This is a genomic window from Spirosoma arboris, assembly GCF_009754945.1.
Classification (GTDB): Bacteria; Bacteroidota; Bacteroidia; order Cytophagales; family Spirosomataceae; genus Spirosoma; species Spirosoma arboris.
In genome coordinates, this window is sequence record NZ_WPIN01000009.1 from 124,385 (window position 1) to 142,707 (window position 18,323).

An 18,323-nucleotide genomic window follows, 5' to 3' on the forward strand; every position below is an offset into this window, starting at 1 on the left:
GGGCTTCTATTTATTGATCGACTTCTTCCCGTTTTGGCATCGACGCCTGAGCGCCCATACGTGTAACCGAAATTGAAGCCGCTTTACAGGCAAATGCGATCGCGTCAGGAAGAGGCTGTCCTTCGGCTAAACCCACTGCCAGCGCCCCGTTGAAGCAATCACCGGCAGCTGTCGTATCAATTGCTTTAACAACTGCCGTGCTGATAAGCTGATCCTGCGTTTCTGTCGAGAGATAAGCACCCTTTGACCCAAGCGTAATCACGACATTCGAAACACCTAGTTCATGCAGCTTTTGAGCAGCCAGTTTAGCCGTCGGTAAGTCTGCTACACGAATACCTGTGAACAGTTCAGCCTCAGTCTCATTGGGTGTGATCAAAAACAGGTGCTGAAACAAATCGGTTGGAAGTGCCTGGGCTGGCGCAGGATTTAGAATGACCCGCAATCCCCGTCTGGCAGCCTGTTTCACAACATGCTCAACGGTCGATAACGGAATTTCGAGTTGAAGAAGTACCAGCGTATCGGAAGCCATTGTTTGTAGCGCTTCTGCGGTTTCGTTTGCCTGCAGATGGGCGTTCGAGCCCGGTGCCACCGTAATACAATTTTCGCCGGAAGCATCTACATTAATTAACGCAACGCCTGATGGGTGCTCAGCATCGGTCAATATATATCTTGTGTTGATGCCTTCCTGCTGGAAACCGGTTACGGCCTGCTGCCCAAAAATGTCATCACCAACTTTGGCTACGAAGGTCACCTGACCACCAAGCCGGGCGGCTGCAACCGCCTGATTGGCTCCCTTGCCACCGGGATTCATGAAAAATGTGCCGCCTAACACGGTTTCGCCTGGTGCAGGTAATTTTTGGGTCTTAACGACCATATCGGTATTTGAACTACCAATCACCAAAATCTGATTTGGCATAAAGAAAAAGCGTTTGTGCTCGAGGTTTCAACTAAATGCATTTGCCACCCCTCATTTACTGCTTCAACTGATTTTATCTGAACACCCGGCGCCGTATGCAGTTAAATAGATTTATGCTGAATCTAGAAGTCGCATGCCTATATTGCACGTTGTTGCTTCGACCTTTGGGCCTAACGATAATAGTCAATTAATCAGATGATATCGTTAGTTTATTACATGAGAACCCTCGATGAATTCATTAGCTGTTGACCTGACAAACTGCGAACGGGAGCCGATTCATATCCTCGGTCATATCCAGTCACACGGCTATCTAGTAGCCATTCAGCCTGATACTTACACCATTGTACATGTCAGTGCCAATATAGCTGAACTAGTTGGTATACCGCCTACGCAACTGCTGGGGCAACCCGTCAAAGCACTGTTGGCAAATACAGACTTGCCAGCAGATACCCTTATTGAACTCCTGAATGTAGGTTGCCGGAACGATTCCTGGGATACCATGAACCCAAACCGGCTGAATCTCAACGGGAAAGCCTGGAATCTGATTGTTCATCAATACCTGGGGCTCATCCTGCTTGAATGGGAGTCTGTTGGCGATGAGCGAAATCTTCTGATTAATCAACAATTGCTGGCGCAGGCATTAACGGAAGTTCAGTCTAGCCGTACTCTTGCCGATTTGCTGCAAAACACGGCCCGACGCGTAAAAACCATTATTGGGTATGATCGGGTAATGGTATATCGATTTGGGGCCGACTGGCATGGTGTGGTAGTGGCTGAGGAAAAGGACGACGACCTGGAACCCTATCTGGGTTTGCACTACCCCGCTTCGGATATACCGAGGCAGGCTCGCGAGTTGTATAAGGTGAATCTGGTACGGTTGATTGCCGATGCTACCAGTACGCCATCCCGAATTCTTTCGACTCCAGATTGGCCTAGCGATCGGCCGCTCGATCTCACCCACTCGGTACTTCGGGCCGTTTCGCCAATTCATATTGAGTACCTTAAGAACATGGGTGTACAGGCATCCATGAGTATTTCGCTGCTTTATCGGGGCGAACTCTGGGGCCTGATTTCGTGCCACAACACAACGCCACGCTTTGTGGATTACCCAGCCAGACAGGCGGCTAAATTTGTTAGTCAGCTGCTTTCAGCTGCGCTTGAGTTTCGTAAAGATGAAGAAGACAAGACGAGTCTACTGCAATATACCCAAAACGGCCAACGGCTGCATGAGCAATTAATTCTCAGTGACGATGTCGTGCGATCACTCGTTAAATCGCCCGTAACGGTGCTTGATGTGACCAAGGCGACGGGTGCTGCGCTCCTGTTTAACGACAAAGTTTACCGATTAGGTCAGGCACCCGACGAAGCAAACATTCGGGCGTTAGCAGACTGGTTACCAACAAAGGATACCGAAACATTCCTGGAAACCAGTCAACTCCCTAATTTATATCCACCTGCCGAAGCTTTTCGACATGTGGGATCGGGGTTATTGGCGATTGAGTTGTCGCGTGAGTTAAAAGAGTATGTATTCTGGTTCAAACCCGAGCAGATTCAGGAGGTGACCTGGGCGGGTAACCCCGATAAACCAGTGACGGTTGAGGCCGATGGGCAGCATCGGCTTAGTCCCCGAACGAGTTTTGCCGCCTGGACCGAGATTGTACGAAATACATCGAATCCCTGGAGCGAAGCTGAAATTGGGGCTGTCGTGAAACTACGTGAGGATATTTTGCAGGTCGTAACGCGACAGGCGAATGAAATCCGATTACTAAACCAGCGATTGCAGGTAGCCTACGAAGAGTTAGACGCGTTTAGCTATACGGTGTCGCATGACTTGCGGACGCCTTTGTCGTCGATTCGGTGTTACTCCGAAATTCTGCTGGAAGAATACGGGCAAGAGTTGAATCCCGATGCTCAGGCATTGTTTCAGAAAATTATCGACTCTACCGATCGGATGCGCGGCCTGATTCGACATATTCTGTATTATTCGCGGATGGGTCGTGCAGATTTGAGCGCCCAGGTAGTCGATATGCAGCAATTGCTGGAGGGTATACGAGAAGAAATTCTGGTGACGGCCAAAGAGCGGTCCTTACAAATTGACATTGGCGATACACCGCCCATATCGGCCGATCCGACAATGGCACTTCAATTATTTTCAAATCTGATCGGTAATGCGGCTAAATATACAAAATTGGCTCCCAAGGCTGTCATACAGGTGAAAGGTTGGCAAACCGACGATGAAGTTATTTATTCTGTCGAAGACAACGGGATTGGTTTCGATATGAAGCAGGCGGGTAAGATGTTTGATTTGTTTAAGCGGCTGGAAAATGCTCGCCAATTTGAAGGTAGTGGCGTTGGATTGGCTATTGTTAAGCGAATCATTAACCGACATCAGGGTAAGATCTGGTTTCACAGCGAACCAGATCGGGGTACAACTTTTTCTGTTTCATTTCCATTAATTACTCGCTCCTGATTCATGGTAGACGTCCTCTATGTTGAAGATAATCCGAACGATGCGGACATATTCGGTCGCCTGATGCGGAAACTGAATCGACCTTTTACGTATACCGTTCTTGACAGTGGCTCAGACGCTGTTGACTACCTAGCGGGTCAGGGTCGTTATGCAGATCAACCGCATTCGCTCCCTAAACTGGTTTTGCTGGATTTAAATCTGGACGGACTGAGTGGTGTCGAGGTAGTGCAGCAGGCTCGCTCGCTTGACCGAACTCGATTTGTTCCCATCGTCGCGTTTAGTACATCTGATAGCCCCCGCGACATTAGATCTGCCTATGAAGCAGGTGTTAATGCCTATCTTGTAAAGCCCGGGAGTTATCAGGCAACGGGTTCATTAATTAGTAGACTGTGCGATTTCTGGTTAGAAAATAATACCCGAATAGAGTAACAATGAGTACTTTACTAGAGCGTTTGCGGCACGAAACCCGGCCCTTGCACGAACAAACCGAACAGATGTTCTATACGGATGCCTTGCAAAATGGCAACCTGTCTGTTGAGGAATATAGCCACCTGCTTCGTACCCATTTTACATTTCATCAGGCGCTCGAAACCGCCATTGATCGCCATCCCGATTTTTTTCAGGAGTACGAGCCAGAGGTTCGTCGAAAAACGTCCTGGCTACTGGCCGATTTAGCGTATCTGTATGAGCCAGTACCGCAACCTATGCCGGATTTATTCATCGACTGGTCGCCGGTTTCGTTGCTGGGTGCTGCTTATGTAGGCGAAGGTTCAATGTTAGGCGGTACGGTTATCTGGCGGTTGTTGCAGAAAAATCCAGCCATTCAGCCATTGCTTATGCACGCTCGGTTCTATCAGGGTTATGGAGCGTCAACAGGGAGCAACTGGAAAAATTTCGGCGCTTTCTTAACACGCCAGGGAGAAGCGCATCCCGACGAAGTGGTTGCTGCCGCCGGACAAGCGTTTGTCGATTATCAGACTGTTTTTCAACGTAGCCAACTGCCTGTTTTTTAAGTGTAGACGCTTCGCCCGGTTAGCCAGTAACACTATGGCTCCGTCAGGGCTTTTTGCCAGTCGGTGGCGTCTTGCCCGACGCCTTTTTCTCGGCTTCTTTCTTTTGCTTGTTGGCCAGTCTTTCGGCCTTACGAGCGGCCTGCCGTTCGTGGAGAACTTCTACTTTATCGTTGTGAATTTCTTCTGCTTCTTCAACCGAGTGTGATTCGGACAGGCTTGCTTCGGTTTTTGCCTTTTCGGCGAGTTCGCCAAAGAACCGATGCAAGGCATGAAGTTCTGCTTCAGTCAGGTCTTCCACATTGAGTAAGCGGTTGCTGGCCTTACGATTTACAGCAAGCAATTCATTGAGTTTGATCTGCATGGCCAGTGAATCTTTGTTCTGCGATTTCTGAATCAAAAACACCATCAAAAACGTGACAATGGTTGTTCCGGTGTTGATAATCAACTGCCAGGTATCGGAATACCCGAAAATGGGCCCCGTAATGAGCCAGATAACAATCGTTAGCAGCGCTAGTAGAAATGCGCTTGACGAGCCAGTAGCCTGGGTTGCTTTGGAGGCAAATTTCTCGAAGAATTTGGTGAATCGACCGGAGTTCATGGGATAAACTAATTAAAGAGGTAAGTTCTCTCTAAATCACCAATCCATTGCGCTTTGTGAGATTAAAATGGCAGTATAATCGCGGAAATTGAGAGTATGTAAACGAACTACCCGGTTATTTGGTCAGGCTCTGGGTTTGTTTCAGAAACGTTAACCGGTAGTAGTTGGCAGCTTCCTGTTTCTGAGACTCGTCTCGGATTACAGACGGATTTGCTGAAGCAATGTTCCGTTCACTGTTGGTAATAATCGTTTCGAGTAAAACCTCGTCGTTAGTAGCAATAACCTGCTTAAAGTCAGCATCTAGTACACGATTCAGTGCAGCAGAAATCGTTGTTGCCAGGCTCTGTTTCGCTGGATCGGAGGATAGCGAATCCGGGCGATTTTTGATCAGATAATCAAACGCGCTGGTCGTGGATGATTGCATAGTTTCGGCGATGAAGGTCATCGTTTCCATTGTCAACCGTTCTGATTCCGGTAGCGCATTAAGGTAAACATCGAGCACATCGTTGATAGGTCGATTGAGTGTTTGACGTGTTACCAGATACTTTTTGAGGAAGGATAGGTCACGCTTACCGCTGGCATAATCCCGATCACCCCTGGCGACCGTTGCCCGTAATTGGGGTAATGCCAGCATATGATCGGCCTGATCGATCATCCCATTAATGCCAGCATAACCCACCGCACGGTGAACCAGCGTTCCGTTTGGAGATAGATACAGGGCGGTTGGATAACTTGCTACGGCGTATTGTTTTGCTACTTGAACGCCCTCACCCTGTTCAGCATCAAGCTGATAGTTGATAAAATGAACGTTGAACTTAGTCCCAATCGTGGGATTAGGAAAAGCCTCTTTGGCCATGCGTTTGCAGGGCGGGCACCAACTGGTATAGATATCTACAAAGACAGGCTTATTCTGTCGTTTAGCTTCGGCCAGCACCTCTTTCCAGGAACCTTTGAAAAACGCAATGCCCGACGGCTCATTGGGCAGACGGGTTGCGCTATGAGCGACTGGGCCAAACGCCATGGGCAGAATTAGGCACAATATCAGCCGTAAAATGAGCGCTTGCATAGAGTATGTCAGATGAAAAAAAACGTTTTGGTCAGAAAGGTAGCAGAAGAATTGATCGTATATCGTATTAACGCATGGGCTTGGGATTAAATCTTGACGCTTATCTGGCTCGGTAAGTACCCGAATTTCCGTTTGAAAGCACCTGAGAAATGATGCGTTTCGCTATAACCGAGCCTGATTGCCACTTCACCAATGGTGTGATCAGTATCGCGCAATAATTGATGGGCATAGTGCATGCGCAGGTCGTTGAGATAGCCAAATACCGTATTGCCAACTACTTCACGGAAACCCTTCTTAAGTTTATAGTCATTCAATCCAACGAAGCGGGCTAACTGTAGCAACGAGTAAGTATCCAGCGGATTACAGTCAAGTAATGCCTTTACGGCTAGGACTTTATCGACATCGCTTGCCGTCAAGGACGTTTTTGATTTTGCCAGATGGCTATCTGCCTGTTCTAGTTGCTGACGTAGCAAATCCAGCACCGTTGTTTCAAGATACAGGCGTTTCAGTGGTTGAGTCCGATTAGGCTGGGTTAACCCGATTAGCTGCGTCTGAAATATAGGAGTAATTACCAGATTATGCTTAGACAGCGCAGCGGCTTCTTTTTGAGCGAGACTAGTTAACAAGCGACTTATGGTTGGCGAGTCATCATCTGCAAATCGATAGAAGAACGTTTCGGTCAACTGGATGCCAACATAGTGATACGCACCCGCTTCGAATCGGCTTAAACGGTCTCCATAGGGGCGATAACTCAAATTGTGTTGTTGTGGCGAAAAACCAGATAGCACCGACGATTGATCGGATGTGCGTCCCTGCAACTGAAATACCATTTCAACTGACGGAAAATCTTCCGTTGTTCGAATGGTATCGGCTTTCAACGTTTGGAAACGGCCATAATGGATTCGTACACCATGAAAACAAATCTCGCCCAACTCGCCCTGAGAAACCTCGTCATGTAGTTGAACACGCGTTTCCGTATAGCCTGCATATCCATGAAATTCGGGTGGATAACTACGGTTATATTCATCAAAGTAACAGCCGTAATTACTAGAGCTAATTTCCATAGAACGAAGCTACACAGAAAGTTGGGTTGCCGCAAAAGTTAGTAAATCCGTTTCACGGGCTCTATAATCCGTTTCGCGTGGCAGCGCCATAACGTACACAATCTACCTTCGCGGCCTCATCAAACTACAAGCAAATGCACCCTTTCACGTTTGGCATCTATCCCGGCAGCGCACTTGGTGCCGAAGATGGTTTATTAATTGGCTTGCCCGATATTCCTGAACGCATTCAGGAAGCATTGAACGACTTACAGCCCGATGGCAAATCGTTTCGGGTGCGGGCTTATATCGACAGAGACAATGTTCAGGGAAGTACACCCCAACATTTCGAACAATACATTGCTCCCAACCGAAAACTTGATCTGGTCTTATGTTATCGGGCTATTGACGAGCCCTTCGAGTTATGGACCGACTTCATTCGGAGAACTATCCAACAATACGGTCCTAATCTGGCAACCTTACAAATCACCGAGGAAGCGAATTCGACCGGACCGGGTGGCGACGGCATTACACCTAATGTTCGGGCCGCCCTCGTAGCCGGTGTGTTGGCCGCTAAAACCGAAATACAACGCTTAGGTTTACCCATTGGTGTTGGATTCAGCGCCACTATTAGTTTCAATCCTGCCGACGATTTCTGGACGGAACTAGGCCAGCTAGGCGGCCAGTCATTTGTGAATGCGCTTGATTATGTAGCACTTGATTTCTTTCCCGACGTGTTCGTTCCTTTACAACCCAATGTTCAACTAAGCGATGCCGTTCGAGCCGTTTTACACCAGTTTCGGCATGTAAATATGCTTCAGGCGGGTATTCCAGCAACTGTACCCATGCACATTGGTGAAAACGGATGGCCTACCAGCCCAACGCGCCCGTATACCCGACAGGCAGAAGTACTTGAAACCATTATCCGAACAGTGTATGAGCAGCGGGAAACGTACAATATTGCCTGCTACGAACTCTTCGACCTTCGCGATGCCAACTCGTCAAATCCTGACATCTTCTATCAATTTGGGCTTTTGCGGGATGATTATTCACCGAAACCTGCTTATGGAGTTTTTAAAGAATTGGTGGCTGAGTTGAGTGTTTGATAAGACGATTTAGAAAGCAGCTTTGATGAACTAATCCCCTGCTAGCCTTGTCTTTTTAGATATGGCAAAGTCTGAAATTCCAAACACTAAACCCGCTGATACTAAGGAACAAGTAAGCTGGCGCGAACGCTTCGCGGCTCTGGGTAACCTGCCCGCATTTTTCAAATTAGTCTGGGAGGTATCGCCCGTTTTATTTCTCGGCAATGCGACTCTACGACTCATTCAGGCTGCTATTCCGGCAGCTACGCTTTACATCGGTAAACTGATTATTGATCAGGTCGTTGCCCTTTCCAAACATACTACTACGAACGATACGCACTATATCTGGTGGCTGGTCGGGGCCGAATTTGGATTGGCGATACTTTCAACGGCATTAGGCCGGGCGGTGTCGCTTATGGACAGCTTACTGGGGGATCTATTCGCCAATCAAACTTCCATTCGATTGATGGAACATGCGGCTACGCTTGATCTTGAACAGTTTGAAGATGCTACATTTTACGATAAACTCGAACGGGCCCGGCGTCAGACGACGGGCCGCACCGTACTACTTTCAGGCGTATTTGGACAGGTGCAGGCACTGATTTCGGTCGGGTTTCTAGCAGCAGGTCTGGCAGTCTATAATCCGTGGTTATTACTATTGATTTTGGTGGCCGTAACGCCTTCATTCATTGGTGATAATTACTTCAATCAGCGCAGTTATTCACTCTCACGCTCCTGGACACCCGAACGGCGCGAACTGGATTACCTACGCTTCATTGGGGCCAGTGACGAAACGGCTAAAGAAGTCAAGATTTTTGGGTTGTCGAATTTCCTGATCGACCGCTTCCGGTCGTTATCGTGGGAGTATTATCTAAAAAACAGATCGCTATCCATCAGTCGTGCCGGATGGGGAACATTGCTGACAGCACTTGGCACGGCGGGTTATTATGGAGCTTATGTCTGGATCGTGATGCGAGCTGTAAGTGGCCAAATTTCGCTGGGTGATCTAACGTTTTTAGCTGGCTCATTCCGGCAGGTGCGAGGCTCTCTGGAAGGTATTCTGCTCCAATTCAGCAGCCTGACGCAAGAGGCCATCTACTTACAGGATTTGTTCGATTATTTCGCCATCAAACCGCTGATTCATTCACCCAAAACGGTCCGCGCCTTTCCAAACCCAATTCGTGAAGGTTTCGTATTCCAAAATGTCGGATTCAAGTACACCAACTCCGAGCGATGGGCCTTACGCAATCTCTCATTCACGCTTCAGGCAGGTGAAAAACTAGCCCTTGTCGGGGAGAATGGTGCGGGTAAAACCACGCTTGTCAAACTACTCGCCCGGCTGTATGACCCCGCTGAAGGCCGAATCCTGCTTGATGGCTACGATCTTCGCGAATATGATCTGATGGAACTTCGGCGCAACATCGGTGTCATCTTTCAGGACTACACTCGCTTCAAAATGTCGGCAGGGGTGAATATTGCAGTCGGTGATATTGACGAACGAACCAACCAGCCGCGTATCGAAACCTCAGCGCAGCGAAGTCTTGCCGATACTGTAATTGCTAAATTAGCGGGTGGCTACGACCAGCAATTAGGGCGCTCGTTTGGGAAAGGCGTCGAACTCTCAGGGGGCGAGTGGCAAAAAGTTGCGCTGGGTCGGGCTTACATGCGCGATGCCCAACTCATCATTCTTGACGAACCCACAGCGGCTCTCGATGCCCGCGCTGAGTATGAAGTTTTTCAGCGTTTCGCCAAACTAACGGAAGGTAAGTCGTCGGTCATTATTTCGCACCGCTTCAGCACCGTCCGCATGGCCGACCGGATTCTGGTTCTGGAAAATGGCACCTTGCTCGAAATCGGTAGTCATTACGAATTGCTAGAGAAAGATGGCCGCTACGCCGAGTTGTTTGGCTTGCAAGCGCGGGGTTATCAGTAGCGAATAAATAGTTGAAATTACTGAAATAAGTACGTAAAATTGTACGTAAATAATAATTGCTCATGCAAGTTGTCAATTACACAGAATTTCGTCGTTCGATGAAGGCTAAACTCGATCAGGTTAGCGATGACGGAGATACGGTCATTATTAATCGTAGCGAAAATAAAAACGTTGTACTTATATCGCTAAGAGAGTATAACTCTTTAAAAGAAACACTTCATTTACTAAGTTCAGAAAAGAACCGTAACCGTTTGATCAGTGCGATTGAACGCGCTGAGCGGGACGATTATGAAACGCACAATCTGATTGAAGACTGACGATGACTTTATCGTGGGATAAGAATGCTTGGGAAGACTACATTTATTGGCAGCAGACAGAGAAAAGCATACTTCGACGGATCAATGAACTCATTAAAGAATGCATGCGTACTCCTTTTGAGGGTAAAGGTAAACCAGAGCCTTTGAAAGAAAACTTATCTGGCTTCTGGTCGCGACGAATTACCGACGAACATCGGCTTGTTTACCGAGTTGAAGCAGACAGATTGCATATTATCCAGTGTCGCTTTCATTACTGATTAGCCCATATGGCTGTAGCTTATTAGCCTCGCGCCATCAATCCTAAACAACTTTTAACCATGAAAACTGCCCTCTTTACGTTCATCGCTTTACAAGGAACAATAGCATTCGCACAGACGCCAACAGTGCCAGCGCCTGATATGCAAATCAAAACCGCAATTCTGGCCGCGCCAGCGGATAAGCGCGACGGAGCTACGGTGTATGGATACTCGCCTAAAAATGAGTTTGTTGTACTGCGGAAAGGTACGAATGAACTTATCTGTTTGGCCGATGATCCAGCGCAGAAAGGCTTAAGTGTATCCTGTTACCACCGCGATTTGGACCCGTTTATGGAGCGGGGCAGAATCTTGAAAAAGGATGGTAAAAAGCCAGCGGAGATTCTGGCAATGCGCGAACAGGAAGTGAAAGACAAAAAGTTAACGATGCCTACGCATCCATCGACCTTATTTTCCTATACCGCTAAAGACGGGGACTTTGATGCTACTACCGGCGAGGTGAAGGATGGCTATCTACGTTACGTCGTATATATTCCTTATGCGACTGCCGAAAGTACAGGTCTGCCACTAAAACCCGAAGCGCCAGGTATGCCCTGGATTATGGACCCTGGTACGCACCGTGCCCACATTATGATCAATCCACCCGTTTCAACTACGGCTCATCATTAATGAGCGTTCATTCGTTAGGTAAATGGATGGGTACCAACCCACGGTGTCATAACCCTTTACCCAATGGCTAATTACCCGATTGGTCGATTCGTTTCATGGCGATACAGCCTGTATTGTCTGTTTTTTGTTTATACGGTTGCTATTGGCCAACCGAGGCCGATTAGCCCGGTTATAAAGCAGATGCCCAGGACCGATTCAACTCAGAAGTCAAAACCCAGTGTCTTAAGTATTAGGGCTTTTGACGGCGATATCAGTAAGTCATTAGCGTCGGCTTTTGTGCTAATCAAATCGCGGGCTACAGGTAAAACTGAACGTTTTTCTCTGTTAAATGGCAGACTCGAACGGACGTTTTCTGCACCTGATGAATTAACAATCGAGGTTAATGCAGAAGGGTATATATCGGCGAAAGGCAAGCGGATAATTGAGCTATCACCGCTGGGTAATCACTATGAATTTGATGCTGTGCTGGATCGGACCGCTATTGGTCTGACTGTTTGGGCGGTCGATAGGCAGACTGACAAGATTATACCGGGCGTCCGTTTCACCATTAGTGGGAAGGCCACGGGCGCCACATCACTTACGCTTACACCTGATTCAACTACTGGCTTGTCTAAGGTAGTACTTCCCAACAAGGGAGTCTATGTGTTAAGCAGTACAGCCAAAGGATATGCCGATTTCGTACAGTCAATACGGCTAGATAGTGTACAGAACGAAGCGCGGTTCATTTTGGCCGCTAAACCGCTACCTGCCGAAAAGAAACCCAGTACTAAACCTGTCATTGAAAATACAGCCCCGCCTGAGAAAGTCGTTGTAAAACCACCCGTAACTCCACCTATTACTACCACTGCAGCAGCTGCCGAAGTGGTAGCTGTTAAGCCATTCGGGCCCATTGAAAAAGGCAAACCTGTTCAACTGAAAAATCTCTATTTTGATCAGAGCAGCCCTGTTCTTCGTGCAGAATCTTATCCCGAACTCGACCAGTTATATAGCATGCTGCTGGAAAATCCCGCGTTACAAATCGAAATCGTTGGCCATACTGATAACCAGGGTGATTTCGATCTAAATGTAAAGCTTTCCCGCGATCGGTGTCAGTCCGTGATTGACTATCTGGTTACTAAAGGAATCGCCAAAAGTCGCCTGAAAGCTGTAGGACGTGGGCCAATCGACTCAGTCGCACCTAACAACAGTGAGGAAAATCGGAAGAAGAATAGAAGGGTAGAGTTTGTTATTATCTGAACCGGGATTTAGCTGATTTTAGGATTAAAGTTGATTTTGTTTTAATGAATTCGCTTCAAAGAAGCGTAAAGCAAAATCAACTTTAATCCTAAAATCAGCTAAATCCCGGTTCAGACAGTAGGCTCCGAACCTCTAAACGCGTCTTTCTTCGTAATGGTCTCCAGCTTTACAGGTTTTCCCTCTCGCGCCGACTGGTAGATAGCCTCCATGATCTTCTGGTCCTGAAGCCCTTCTTCGCCGGGCGTAAATGGTGTTTTGTTTTCTAATAAACACTCTGAAAAATGATCCATTTCGGTGGTGAAATGATCTTTATCGGAAATTTTGTGCTGAATAATCTGATTCTCCGTACCCTGTGCCTGACTTGTCTCTAGCTCTAAACCCGTGTACGGGAAAGCGGGGTCCATCTTGATCCAGCCCGTGTCGGCCAGTACGCGATAACTCTTGTCGTCATGGTGACCGTAACTGGTACCACAACTGGCCTGCACACCACTCGGGAATTTCATTAGCCAGTTCACCTGCTCTTCTACCTCTTTGAAACGTGGATCGTTAGGGGTACTGTGAACGTAGCCTATGACTTCAGTAGGTTCTTCTGCCAAGACAAATCGGATCGTATTCAGGCAATACAAGCCTACATCGGGGAGCGAACCACCACCAGCCAGCGCTTTATTGAATCGCCAGTGTTTAGGATTGTCGGAGTTCTGCCCGTTGTTGGCAATAATGCTTTTTACCTTGCCAAACTGCTCCTTTTGTACCATGTCGCGCACCATTTTGTTGTGGGGCTCATACTGAATTCGATAGGCAATCATGAGCTTACGGTCTGCTTTTTTGCAGGCATCAATCATAGCCTGACATTCCAGGACTGAGTTTGCCATTGGTTTTTCGCATAAAATGTGCTTACCTGCCTGCGCTCCCCGAATCGTGTATTCGGCATGCATGCCATTCGGGAGAACAATGTAAATAGCCTGCACCTCTTTATTGTCGCGCAGTTTATCGTAATCGGCGTAGCTATAACAACTCTCTTTTTTAATCCCGTACTGAACCGCTACTTTCTGCATTTTTTCAGGATTGCCACTCACCAGCGCTACTACTTTTGACTTAGTACAAGCGCCAAAAGCGGGTAGAATCTGGTTGAGAGTGAGGTGCCCAAGACCAACTAGTGCGTAGCCAATGCGCTTATCCTCAGACATTGGCGTAGGAGTTGGACCTTCCTGTTGCTCGGTTTTAGCTTTTATCTGTTCTAGTTCAATAGGTTTGCTGGAATCGGCAGGAACGGTAGCAGGCGGGGAGGTTGCCGGTAGTTTTGGCACAGGACCGCTGGGTGTGCTGGTTGTTGAGGAAGTAGCGTTCGTAGCTTCAGGTTTCTTTTCCCACGAAGCCAGAGTACTACCTAATGCACCAACGGCCAAACCACGACCTGTGAGTTGAAGGAAATCCTGGCGGGTCAGAGTAACTCGCGCTGGATTTTCGAGTAAGCTACTCGTAAAACGATCAATCGGTTTCATAACGTTGTTTGTTTACGTCAGAAACCGATTGATGAAAGAGGTTGTTTGTCCGATTTATTTAATTGGCGAGTAATCGGTTGGTACCATATAGGTCGATTCGACCCTGGTCGTGAGCGATCCGCCAGCAGCTTTCTCCGATTCTTCTTTAACGGTTACCCATTTAGGATCTTTCCGGAATTCCTCGAAATGCGCTTTTCCTTCGGCTTCACTGGGGTGGGCCAGAATGTAAACCAGTTTTGGTTGTGCAGCAGGATCTTTTTCCTGAGTAACCCAGTAAGCTATACTCGTCATACCGTGCTTGCTGAATAATTTGATGGTATGATCACGGAAACGTGTCAGCAAATTCTCCAACTTGCCTGGAGTAGGTGTATAAGTGCGCAACTCGAATGTCCGGGCGGGTGATTTTTGGCCTACTTCTACCTTGGGCGAAATATCAGACTCGGTCATAAAAATTTGATCGACATGGTCAACTAATTTGCCATTGGCTTCAGTTTTGGCCACTACCGCTTTCCATTCAGGATCGCTACCAAATGCTTTCCAGGAGGCATCGCGGGCTTCCCGACTTGGATAGGCTAAAATATAAATCAGTTCTTTGTTGGTTGTATCGGTGGGTGTCCAATAGCCGATATTTTCCATGCCGTGTTTCTCGAAAATCTTTGTCGTATACTGCCGGAAACGATCTACAATTTCGGCATATTTACCCGGCGTTGGGTGGTAAATCCGGACTTCGTAGAACTTAGTGCTTGGCGCAGTCTGGGTTGATCCGGCCTGCCCTGACTTGATTGGATTCGGCTTAGGCATAGCAAACGTGGCCGTGCTCAAAAGCAGACCAAAGGTGAGTAGTGAATACAATTTGCAGGTCATATAGTTGTGTAACTTAGACGTAAAGATTGTTCTTCCTGTATAAGGGACAAGGCACGTTTTTCTAACCTCGCACCGTACCTTTGAGGCTACTTTTTATGAATTCCAGGCCAGATTTACTACTAAAGGAAAACTGCTCTTTTTAGAGATGATTGTTTTGTAAATAAGTCGTAACCAGTTTTATTGTCTTGTCGAACCAGCATAAATCCCTATTTTTGTTGGTCATCCACCGTTTTATCCCAACTTTATACGTTATGCTGAGCCGCGTTGCCAATTCTGTTTACTGGATGCATCGCTACATTGAGCGGGCTGAAAACTACGCCCGTTTCATGAGTGTAAATTTTAATCTGGCCCTCGATCTGCCACCCAATGTTGATCAGCAATGGGAGCCTCTGCTGATTGCAACAGCTGATAATGACCTGTTTAAGGACTATTACAAGCAACCTACGCGGGAGAATGTTATTCAATTCATGACCTTCGACAAGCGTAACCCGAACTCGATTGTGGCGTGTTTGAGCTACGCCCGTGAGAATGCCCGTACGATTCGTGAAGTAATTTCTAAAGAGATGTGGGAGCACCTAAATCAGTTTTACCTGATGGTGCGCGACACGTCGCCGAAGCAGCAGTGGGGAGAAATTCAGACGCAGAATTTTTTTACGGAAATTCGTAATAGCATACAGCTTTTTTATGGCATTATCGACGCCACGATTACCCGTAACGAAGCCTGGCATTTCGGGCGTTTAGGTCGGTTTCTGGAGCGGGCCGATAAAACTTCCCGCTTTCTGGATGTGAAATATTTTACGCTGCTGCCCGAAGTAGAGTTAGTTGGATCTACAATCGACCTGATGATTTGGTCGGCTGTACTGAAGTCGGTTAGCGCGTATAATATGCACCGCCAGCAGTATCGTTCGCTGACACCAGCCAGCATTGTGGAGTTCCTGATTCTAGATAAGATGTTCCCAAGGGCGGTTGCACATTGTATCCGACAGGCCGAATTGTCGCTTTACGAAATTTCTGGTAATAATATTACACAGGGCTTTGGCAACTCAGCTGAACGAGCCCTTTCCAAGCTTCGTACAGAAATTGAATTTACCGAAACCGCCGACATCTTTAAAGCCGGTCTGCATCAATACCTCGATAATTTTCAGACGCGTACGAACGAAGCGGCCGTCGCCGTTTTCGAAACCTATTTCGATTTGAAGCCAATAGAAGTTTAGTAGTGAAATGGGTGAAGTGGTGGAGTAAATGAGCTAGTCGCTTTACTTACTCCACCACTTCACCCATTTCACTAATCCGCTACTTCACTACTTTCAGGACGACAGCACCTAGCGGTGGCACATTCACCTGAATTGATTGAGGCCGGCCGTGCCACATTTCTTCATCGCTTGCAATGGGCGAGCTGTTACTAATACCACTACCATAAAACTCACTGGCATCACTATTAAACAACTCCTGATATGATCCTGCTGATGGTACACCAATGCGGTAATTGGAGCGCGGAATAGGGGTCATATTCAATACAATAAGTAGCGTGTCTTCGGGATTATTGCCTTTGCGACAATAGGTAACCACCGTATTTTCACGGTCGGTGGTGTCAATCCATTCAAAGCCATCGGCGCTAAAATTGCGTTCGTATAATGCTGGTTCGGATTTGTACAGTTTATTTAACGCTTTTACACAAGCAGCCATGCCTTTGTGTGGGCCGTGGTCTAGCAGATGCCAGTCGAGGCTGTTGTCAAATTTCCATTCGGATGTTTGCCCGAACTCACCACCCATAAATAACAGTTTGGTGCCGGAGTGTGTAAACATATAGGAGAATAACAACCTCAGATTGGCAAATCGCTGCCACTCATCGCCAGGCATTTTACCCACCAGCGACTTCTTGCCATACACTACTTCATCGTGCGAGAGGGGCAGCATGAAGTTCTCCGTGAAGGCATAAATCGTACTGAAGGTTAGCTCGTCCTGGTGAAACTTGCGGAAAGCCGGATCACGCTCAAAATATCGGAGCGTGTCGTTCATCCAACCCATCATCCACTTCATGCCAAAGCCCAACCCACCCGTATATACCGGTCTTGATACGCCGGGGAAAGCAGTAGATTCTTCGGCAATCGTCTGTGTATCAGGAAATTCTTTGTAAATGGCTTCGTTGATTTCTTTGAAGAGCGAAATTGTATCCAGATTTTCGCGACCGCCATACATATTGGGCTCCCATTCACCTGCGTTACGAGAGTAATCCAAATAAAGCATCGACGCAACTGCATCAACCCGTAAGCCATCAGCATGACAACGGTCGAGCCAGAACAGGGCGTTACTTAACAGGAACGATCGTACTTCGGGTCGGCTATAATTGAAGACATAGCTTTTCCAGTCGGGGTGATACCCTTTCCGCATGTCGGGATGTTCGTACAGATGCGATCCGTCGAACTCATATAATCCGTGTGCATCGCCAGGGAAGTGGGAAGGAACCCAGTCCAGCAATACACCGACGCCTGCTTGGTGCAGTCTATCAACGAGTTGCATAAAATCCTGTGGCGTACCGAAACGACTGCTAGGGGCAAAGTAGCCCGTGATCTGGTAGCCCCACGAGGGTGCGTAAGGATACTGCATAACAGGCATGAACTCAACGTGCGTAAAGCCCATATCCTGCAGGTATGGCACCAGTGCATCGGCAATTTCGCCATAGCTCAACTCCCGTTCAGGGTTGCCTGGATCACGTCGCCAGGAAGCCATATGCATTTCATAAACCGAAATAGGCGCATTGAGTGCATTTTTGGCTTGGCGGCTGGTCATCCAATCCTGGTCATTCCATTCGTAGTAGGTATCCCAAACTACAGAAGCTGTTTTCGGCGGAACCTCCCACCAGTGGGCGTACGGATCACCTTTTTCCAGCTCACGTCCACTTTCGTGAACGATGAAATACTTATAGGTTTCGCCCCGACCAATATTTGGGATGAAGCCTTCCCAAATGCCCGACGAATCCCACCGAACATTTAACGGATGACTGCCTTTATCCCAGCCGTTGAAATTGCCCATAATAGCCACGTAACGGGCCGAAGGCGCCCATACAGCGAAGTAAGTGCCTATAACACCATTGTATTCAACAACATGCGATCCGAATTTTTCGTAAAGCCGCTGATGCTTCCCCGAGCGAAACAAATGAATATCGAAATCGGTGAAGCGGGAATAAGGGCCGTCGATATGGGCTGGTGTTTCGGCTGGAGCCGATTCGGTGATTATTGGTTCGGATGAGGTGGGCTGTATCGACGAATCGGGTTGAGCCGGGGGCGTAGTCGTTTTGCGTTTTGCCATAGGTTAAAAGGGTAGTGCGCTCATTGTAGAACGGAATAGGAGTCGGAAAGT

The 18,323-nt window shown here is 47.6% G+C and carries 17 protein-coding genes; 10 read left to right on the plus strand and 7 right to left on the minus strand.

What is annotated here, in order from left to right:
- Positions 1–10 precede the first annotated feature (10 nt).
- Positions 11–916, minus strand: coding sequence for a ribokinase (gene rbsK, locus GO755_RS23200; protein WP_157587684.1), 906 nt, complete (start codon positions 914–916; stop codon positions 11–13).
- Between the two features lie 229 nt (positions 917–1,145).
- On the opposite strand from rbsK, the gene GO755_RS23205 reads away from it, so the two are divergent.
- Genes GO755_RS23205 through GO755_RS23215 form a run of 3 tightly spaced genes read left to right on the plus strand, consistent with a single transcriptional unit; the run spans position 1,146 to position 4,399 of the window.
- Positions 1,146–3,386, plus strand: a complete 2,241-nt coding sequence (locus tag GO755_RS23205) for an ATP-binding protein (protein ID WP_157587685.1) — start codon at positions 1,146–1,148, stop codon at positions 3,384–3,386.
- Positions 3,387–3,389: 3 nt separating this feature from the next.
- On the plus strand, positions 3,390–3,815 hold the full coding sequence (locus GO755_RS23210; protein WP_157587686.1) for a response regulator: 426 nt from the start codon (positions 3,390–3,392) through the stop codon (positions 3,813–3,815).
- Positions 3,816–3,817: 2 nt separating this feature from the next.
- Positions 3,818–4,399, plus strand: coding sequence for a biliverdin-producing heme oxygenase (locus tag GO755_RS23215; RefSeq protein WP_157587687.1), 582 nt, complete (start codon positions 3,818–3,820; stop codon positions 4,397–4,399).
- Positions 4,400–4,442: 43 nt separating this feature from the next.
- On the opposite strand, the gene GO755_RS23220 is transcribed toward GO755_RS23215, so the two are convergent.
- The 3 genes from GO755_RS23220 to GO755_RS23230 form a co-directional block, all read right to left on the minus strand.
- Positions 4,443–4,997 (minus strand): low affinity iron permease family protein, encoded by a 555-nt coding sequence (locus GO755_RS23220; RefSeq protein ID WP_157587688.1) that lies wholly within the window; start codon positions 4,995–4,997, stop codon positions 4,443–4,445.
- Positions 4,998–5,112: 115 nt separating this feature from the next.
- Positions 5,113–6,063 (minus strand): thioredoxin family protein, encoded by a 951-nt coding sequence (locus tag GO755_RS23225; RefSeq protein ID WP_157587689.1) that lies wholly within the window; start codon positions 6,061–6,063, stop codon positions 5,113–5,115.
- A gap of 86 nt (positions 6,064–6,149) precedes the next feature.
- Positions 6,150–7,127, minus strand: coding sequence for a helix-turn-helix transcriptional regulator (locus tag GO755_RS23230; protein WP_157587690.1), 978 nt, complete (start codon positions 7,125–7,127; stop codon positions 6,150–6,152).
- A 134-nt stretch (positions 7,128–7,261) separates the two neighbouring features.
- On the opposite strand from GO755_RS23230, the gene GO755_RS23235 reads away from it, so the two are divergent.
- The 6 genes from GO755_RS23235 (at position 7,262) to GO755_RS23260 (ending at position 12,597) form a co-directional block, all read left to right on the plus strand.
- Positions 7,262–8,209 (plus strand): hypothetical protein, encoded by a 948-nt coding sequence (locus tag GO755_RS23235; protein WP_157587691.1) that lies wholly within the window; start codon positions 7,262–7,264, stop codon positions 8,207–8,209.
- 61 nt (positions 8,210–8,270) lie between these two features.
- On the plus strand, positions 8,271–10,121 hold the full coding sequence (locus tag GO755_RS23240) for an ABC transporter ATP-binding protein (RefSeq protein ID WP_157587692.1): 1,851 nt from the start codon (positions 8,271–8,273) through the stop codon (positions 10,119–10,121).
- A gap of 62 nt (positions 10,122–10,183) precedes the next feature.
- On the plus strand, positions 10,184–10,438 hold the full coding sequence (locus GO755_RS23245) for a type II toxin-antitoxin system Phd/YefM family antitoxin (RefSeq protein ID WP_157587693.1): 255 nt from the start codon (positions 10,184–10,186) through the stop codon (positions 10,436–10,438).
- A 2-nt stretch (positions 10,439–10,440) separates the two neighbouring features.
- Positions 10,441–10,695 carry a Txe/YoeB family addiction module toxin gene (locus GO755_RS23250; RefSeq protein ID WP_157587694.1) on the plus strand — a complete coding sequence of 85 codons (255 nt, stop codon included), beginning with the start codon at positions 10,441–10,443 and terminating at the stop codon, positions 10,693–10,695.
- 60 nt (positions 10,696–10,755) lie between these two features.
- Positions 10,756–11,361 carry a hypothetical protein gene (locus GO755_RS23255; protein WP_157587695.1) on the plus strand — a complete coding sequence of 202 codons (606 nt, stop codon included), beginning with the start codon at positions 10,756–10,758 and terminating at the stop codon, positions 11,359–11,361.
- Between the two features lie 63 nt (positions 11,362–11,424).
- Positions 11,425–12,597, plus strand: coding sequence for an OmpA family protein (locus tag GO755_RS23260; RefSeq protein ID WP_157587696.1), 1,173 nt, complete (start codon positions 11,425–11,427; stop codon positions 12,595–12,597).
- A 110-nt stretch (positions 12,598–12,707) separates the two neighbouring features.
- On the opposite strand, the gene GO755_RS23265 is transcribed toward GO755_RS23260, so the two are convergent.
- Positions 12,708–14,099, minus strand: a complete 1,392-nt coding sequence (locus GO755_RS23265) for a Gfo/Idh/MocA family protein (protein WP_157587697.1) — start codon at positions 14,097–14,099, stop codon at positions 12,708–12,710.
- A gap of 54 nt (positions 14,100–14,153) precedes the next feature.
- The gene (locus GO755_RS23270; protein ID WP_157587698.1) at positions 14,154–14,963 is read right to left on the minus strand and encodes an NIPSNAP family protein; all 810 of its coding nucleotides are present in this window, start codon (positions 14,961–14,963) and stop codon (positions 14,154–14,156) included.
- Between the two features lie 251 nt (positions 14,964–15,214).
- Between GO755_RS23270 and GO755_RS23275 the strand changes: the two genes are divergently transcribed.
- On the plus strand, positions 15,215–16,177 hold the full coding sequence (locus tag GO755_RS23275) for an alpha-E domain-containing protein (RefSeq protein ID WP_157587699.1): 963 nt from the start codon (positions 15,215–15,217) through the stop codon (positions 16,175–16,177).
- A 79-nt stretch (positions 16,178–16,256) separates the two neighbouring features.
- On the opposite strand, the gene glgB is transcribed toward GO755_RS23275, so the two are convergent.
- Positions 16,257–18,272: a 1,4-alpha-glucan branching protein GlgB gene (gene glgB / locus GO755_RS23280; protein WP_157587700.1), complete on the minus strand. Its 2,016-nt coding sequence runs from the start codon at positions 18,270–18,272 to the stop codon at positions 16,257–16,259.
- Between the last annotated feature and the right edge of the window lie 51 nt (positions 18,273–18,323).

Coding starts and splice junctions, on each gene's coding strand:
- GO755_RS23245 (WP_157587693.1), top strand. CDS start 10,184: ATGCAAGTTGTCAATTACACAGAATTTCGTCGTTCGATGAAGGCTAAA.
- GO755_RS23275 (WP_157587699.1), top strand. CDS start 15,215: ATGCTGAGCCGCGTTGCCAATTCTGTTTACTGGATGCATCGCTACATT.
- GO755_RS23260 (WP_157587696.1), top strand. CDS start 11,425: ATGGCTAATTACCCGATTGGTCGATTCGTTTCATGGCGATACAGCCTG.
- GO755_RS23210 (WP_157587686.1), top strand. CDS start 3,390: ATGGTAGACGTCCTCTATGTTGAAGATAATCCGAACGATGCGGACATA.
- GO755_RS23205 (WP_157587685.1), top strand. CDS start 1,146: ATGAATTCATTAGCTGTTGACCTGACAAACTGCGAACGGGAGCCGATT.
- GO755_RS23215 (WP_157587687.1), top strand. CDS start 3,818: ATGAGTACTTTACTAGAGCGTTTGCGGCACGAAACCCGGCCCTTGCAC.
- GO755_RS23240 (WP_157587692.1), top strand. CDS start 8,271: ATGGCAAAGTCTGAAATTCCAAACACTAAACCCGCTGATACTAAGGAA.
- glgB (WP_157587700.1), bottom strand. CDS start 18,272: ATGGCAAAACGCAAAACGACTACGCCCCCGGCTCAACCCGATTCGTCG.
- GO755_RS23235 (WP_157587691.1), top strand. CDS start 7,262: ATGCACCCTTTCACGTTTGGCATCTATCCCGGCAGCGCACTTGGTGCC.
- GO755_RS23225 (WP_157587689.1), bottom strand. CDS start 6,063: ATGCAAGCGCTCATTTTACGGCTGATATTGTGCCTAATTCTGCCCATG.
- GO755_RS23230 (WP_157587690.1), bottom strand. CDS start 7,127: ATGGAAATTAGCTCTAGTAATTACGGCTGTTACTTTGATGAATATAAC.
- rbsK (WP_157587684.1), bottom strand. CDS start 916: ATGCCAAATCAGATTTTGGTGATTGGTAGTTCAAATACCGATATGGTC.
- GO755_RS23255 (WP_157587695.1), top strand. CDS start 10,756: ATGAAAACTGCCCTCTTTACGTTCATCGCTTTACAAGGAACAATAGCA.
- GO755_RS23220 (WP_157587688.1), bottom strand. CDS start 4,997: ATGAACTCCGGTCGATTCACCAAATTCTTCGAGAAATTTGCCTCCAAA.
- GO755_RS23250 (WP_157587694.1), top strand. CDS start 10,441: ATGACTTTATCGTGGGATAAGAATGCTTGGGAAGACTACATTTATTGG.
- GO755_RS23265 (WP_157587697.1), bottom strand. CDS start 14,099: ATGAAACCGATTGATCGTTTTACGAGTAGCTTACTCGAAAATCCAGCG.
- GO755_RS23270 (WP_157587698.1), bottom strand. CDS start 14,963: ATGACCTGCAAATTGTATTCACTACTCACCTTTGGTCTGCTTTTGAGC.